4 protein-coding genes and 1 pseudogene are annotated in these 4,419 nt (G+C 71.6%); all 5 read right to left on the bottom strand.

The annotated features are described in order from the left end of the window. Positions 1-94 precede the first annotated feature (94 nt). Complete coding sequence (locus AB0M20_RS29160) at positions 95-1,105, bottom strand: LacI family DNA-binding transcriptional regulator (RefSeq protein ID WP_364303518.1); 1,011 nt, start codon at positions 1,103-1,105, stop codon at positions 95-97. A 41-nt stretch (positions 1,106-1,146) separates the two neighbouring features. Next, positions 1,147-2,322, bottom strand: a complete 1,176-nt coding sequence (locus AB0M20_RS29155; RefSeq protein ID WP_364303517.1) for an alanine--tRNA ligase-related protein — start codon at positions 2,320-2,322, stop codon at positions 1,147-1,149. Positions 2,323-2,589: 267 nt separating this feature from the next. Next, positions 2,590-3,354 (bottom strand): hypothetical protein, encoded by a 765-nt coding sequence (locus tag AB0M20_RS29150; RefSeq protein WP_364303516.1) that lies wholly within the window; start codon positions 3,352-3,354, stop codon positions 2,590-2,592. After that, a complete protein-coding gene (locus AB0M20_RS29145; RefSeq protein ID WP_364303515.1) occupies positions 3,351-3,953 on the bottom strand; it encodes an SGNH/GDSL hydrolase family protein in 603 nt (200 codons plus the stop codon). Before AB0M20_RS29145 ends, AB0M20_RS29150 begins: the two co-directional genes overlap by 4 nt. 42 nt (positions 3,954-3,995) lie before the next feature. Then, positions 3,996-4,419, bottom strand: a pseudogene (locus tag AB0M20_RS29140) (ABC transporter ATP-binding protein); the annotation flags it as partial.

Genomic DNA, 4,419 nt, shown 5'->3' with positions numbered 1-4,419 from the left:
AGCCGTAGACCTCGAAGGTCTGGACTCATCAGTGCTCGACTCCTGGCGGTGTGGACCCGACCCCTTCTATCAGAACAGGCCGGTTCGAGACCCATTAGGACGGAGAATCCAGGCCCCTCCGGGGGCCGGTGGACTGCCGTTCGACCAGTCTGATGGGCAGGACCAGCGGGGGTGCGCTGGGCAGCGCCCCGCGCAGGACGGCGATGCAGTTGCGGACGCTCGTCGCGCCCATGTGACGCAGGGGTGCGGCGACCGTCGTCAGCGTCGGCTCGGTGATCTCGCCGAACGCGATATTGTCGAAGCCGACGACGCTCACGTCGTGCGGGACCCTCAGTCCGAGCGTACGCAGACCTTTCATCACCCCGATCGCGAGCTGGTCGTTGTAGGCCAGGACGGCGGTGGCGCCGAGTCGCGCGACCCGGCGGGCCCTGTTGAAGCCGGCCGACATGGTGGGCGGATTGGGGCCCAGCCGCCGGACGTCCAGCTCGAGCTCCATGGCCGTCTCCCGCAGAGCGCGCCACCGGATCCCCTCCGGCCAGCTCTCCGCGGGCCCGGAGACGTAGAGGATGCTCTCGTGTCCGAGCATGCCGAGGTGCTCCACCGCCCGGCGCACCCCGCGCTGGTTGTCGGAGATCAGGCAGGACACCTCGGGAATGGTGCGGTTCAGCAGCACCAGGGCCTTCTGCTTGGCGATCACCCGCAGCGTCGAGTCGCTCATCCGGGAACTGGCGATCACGAGCGCGTCGACCGCGCCGAACTCCCGCTCGATCGACTCCCGCTCGAGCTCCGGGGACTCGCTGGTGTGCGAGAGGATCAGGTGGTAGCCCTCATCGCGCGCCGCCTCGTAGGCGCCCTTGATGATCTCGCCGTAGAACGGGTTCGTGACGTCGGCGACGACCAGGCCGATCGCCTTGGTCATGTGGTGGTCGTGCCCGGCCGGCCCGCCCAGCCGATCGGTCCGGTAGCCGAGCCGCTCGGCCGCGTCGAAGATGGCCCGCGCCGTCCGCGCGCTGACCCGGCCCGGCCGGGCATAGGCGCGTGACACCGTGGACGCGGCGACACCGGCCTCCCTGGCCACGTCGTAGATGGTCGGGGCCCGGGCCATCTCGACAGCGTACGCGCGGGGCCGCCGGCCGGCTTGCGGCGTCAGGCGTGCACGTGGCCGGGAATCACCTCGCCGAGAATCTCGTCGATCAGGTCTCGCGGCAGCCCGTGCGTCTCGTGCAGGTCGCGATAATCCTCCTCGGTGAACGGTCCCCGCGACCGGCGCGTGGTGACCACGTGCCGTCCCCGCCGCAGCAACTCCCGGAACCGGCGCTCCTCGTCGGTGAACACCGTGCGGACGTCGCCGACGGGCACGATCTCCGAGGGAAGGTCGGACAGGGTGTGGGTCGGGTCCCGGCGCCACAGGATGGTGAGGACGCGGCGGATCAACCGGCGCAGCACGTACCCGCGTCCGGTGTTGGACGGCCGCACACCGTCCTCGACCACGCCCACGCCGGTCCGCAAGTGGTCGCAGACCACGCGCTGGTCCCGTTCGCTCAGCTCCCACAACCGTTGCACGCTCTCGACCCACGGCATCAGGCCGCTGCCCTGATAGACCGACCGGTGACCGCCCAGCACCATCTCGAGCCGCTCCAGGCCCATGCCGGTGTCCACACTGGGGTGTCGCAGTGAGGTCAGGCTGCCGTCCTCGTGCCGGTGGTAGCGCATCTGCACGTGGTTCCAGACCTCCATCCACCGCTCGTCCGTGCCGGGCGTGCCGCGCGGCGGCCCGTCGCCGGTCCAGATGAAGATCTCCGAGTCGGGCCCGCACGGACCGGTGAGGCCGTTGTCCCACCAGTTTTCTTGCACAGTGAGCTCGACCGGCACGCCGAGCCCTTCCCAGGTCCGCAGCGACGTCTCGTCCAGGCCGACCTGATCGTCGCCGCCGAAGACGGTCACGTGCATCCGGTCGTGCCCGATCCCCAAACCGTCGCGGAGGAACTCATAACCCCAGCGCAGGCTCTGCGAGACGTCGTAGTCGCCGAGCGACCACGAGCCGAGCATCCGGAACAGCGTCAGGTGGGTCCGGTCGCCGACCTCGTCGAGGTCGGTGGTGCGCAGGCATCGCTGCACGTTGACGAGGCGGCGGCCCATCGGGTGCGGCCGCCCGAGCAGGTACGGCGTCAGCGGGTGCATGCCGGAGGTGGTGAAGAGCACCGGATCACCCGGCGGCGGGATCAGCGAGGAGCCCGGCACCAGCCGGTGGCCGCGCTCCTCGAAGTAGTCGACGAAGGTGCGATCGATCTGCTCGTGGTGCATGACGGTGGCCTTTCGCATCGAGGCGGCCGGAAGCGTCCGCGGGCCGATGCGATGGCAGAGCCGGCGAACCATTTCCGGTCGCCGGTGGAGGAGAGAAAGTCAGGCGGTGGCGGCCGGCGAGCGGAGAGCTCGCGCGGCGGCGGTGACGAAGAACCTGATCTCCATGACCACCACTGTACGCCCGCGGTCCACCGCATTTCTGGGCGTCAGCGCCGCGGCCCTGAGCCGCGGACTCCGGCTGTCCGAGCCGTCCCCGCCGAACGGCGCCAGGGATGGGCAGCCGGGTCAGCCGGCCCAGCGCGGGTCGGCCCGACGGGTTGCGAAGCCCGTGTTCTCGCGCAGGTGATCGAAGGCGCGGCGCACCTCGTCCGGCACGTCGACGTGCGCGATGAAGCCCCGGCCGGCGGGGCCGTACCCGTGCTCGTCGTCGGTCAGGCGGGGGATCTCGCCCATCAGCATCGCGACGTACCGCTCGAGCTGCCACATGCCGTCCGGCGGGTCGACGTACGACAGGGCGCCGCCCACGCCGGTCACGGTGGTCCGATGCGCGGCGTAGTCGACGATCCGGGTCGAGGGCGGCGCGTGCAGGCGGAAGCCGGCGGACATCCGGTGCTGCATCGTCGCGTCCTGCATCAGGAGAAGCCGGTCGTGCCGGACGCCCGCGTTCCGCAGCAGGTCCAGCGCGTACGTGACGTTGTTGCCGCAGTTGGTCGACTCCTGCTCCAGGAGGTCGACGGTCAGCCCGTGCCGCTCGGCGAGATAGCGGGCGAACAGGGCCGCCTCGGTCATCGTGGCAACGTCCGCCCAGCCCATGCGGTCGCGGAGCCGGGACCGCAACGCGTCGGTCGTGTGTCCCTGGCCCCCGACGACCATGTACCGGTCGGCGACGCCCGCCCGCATGCCATCGGCGAACACGTCGGCCCCGCCCAGCACGCTGCCGCCGAAGAGGATGGCCACGTCGGCCAGCCCGGCCGTCAGCACCGGGACATCGCGGAGCGCGCAGAAGCGCACCAGGGTGTTGACGCTTTCCGCGGTGGTTAATGTGCTCAACTGCGGCAGGCCTCGGCCGCCGCCCGGACCACGGGGGCCAGCGCGGCCGTGATGACCTCGTAGCCCGCGCTGGATGGGTGGAACCGGTCGGCGCTGAACATCGCCGGGTCGGTGGCGAAGGCCGTGGACGACGTGGCGCTGATGTCGGCGATCCGGGCGCCGGCCGCGGTCGCCGCCCGGGTCTGCTCCTGCCGCAGCAGGTGGCTCGCCGCCTGCACGGTGAGGCGCATCTGCGGAGGCACCCACGGTACGACGCTGAGGTCCGGCGCCGGCGCCACGACCACCTCGGCGTCGTTGGCGCGCAGCGTGCGGACCGCCTCACCGAGCAGCGCGGCCGCCTGCTGCACCGGGACGAGGTGGGTCAGGTCGTTCGCGCCGATGATGATGAGCGCCAGGTCCGGCTTCCAGGCCGTCGCCCGCTGGACCTGCCCGGCCAGGGCCCGGCTGTCGGCGCCGGACACCGCGAAGACGCGGGTCTCGATGGGTGTGCCGGCGGCGGTGAGATCGGCGGCCAGGCGCGCGCCGACCGAGTCGGCGGGCTTCGACGCGCCCAATCCGTACGCGATGGAGTCGCCGAGGACGGCGAAGGCAAGGGTCACGACAATGCTCAACGCCGCCGATGCCGCTTTCGTTCCGCCGATTCAGCGCGCGGTGACGGCCAGATACCCGTCCTCCAGGCCCGGCTCCACCGGGCTGGCCGCCGTGCTCGGAGCCGTGGGGGCCACGATCCGGTACCGCATGCCGTCCTCGTGCGGCAACGCGGACACCACGGTGCCCTCGGTCGGCGGCGGCCCGTCGGTGACGACCGACCAGACCCGGCCCGCGGCGCGGCTGGTCAGCTCGTCGACCGTCCCGCGGAAGATCAGCCGGCCCTTGGCGAGCACCGCCACCTCGCGGCAGGTCTGCGCGATGTCGTCGACGATGTGCGTGCTCAGCAGCACGGTGCGCCGGCCGGCGAACTGGGACAGCAGCGTGCGGAAGCGGATCCGCTCCTCCGGGTCGAGGCCCGCGGTCGGCTCGTCGACGATCAGCAGCTTCGGCGCGGTGGACAGCCACTTGGCGAGG

The organism is Actinoplanes sp. NPDC051633, from assembly GCF_040681735.1.
Classification (GTDB): domain Bacteria; phylum Actinomycetota; class Actinomycetes; order Mycobacteriales; family Micromonosporaceae; genus Actinoplanes.
This window is presented reverse-complemented; position numbering and strand designations above follow the sequence as displayed.

Bases quoted from the DNA above. Each gene is read 5' to 3' on its own strand.
- AB0M20_RS29160 (WP_364303518.1), bottom strand. From the start codon at position 1,105: ATGGCCCGGGCCCCGACCATCTACGACGTGGCCAGGGAGGCCGGTGTC.
- AB0M20_RS29155 (WP_364303517.1), bottom strand. From the start codon at position 2,322: ATGCGAAAGGCCACCGTCATGCACCACGAGCAGATCGATCGCACCTTC.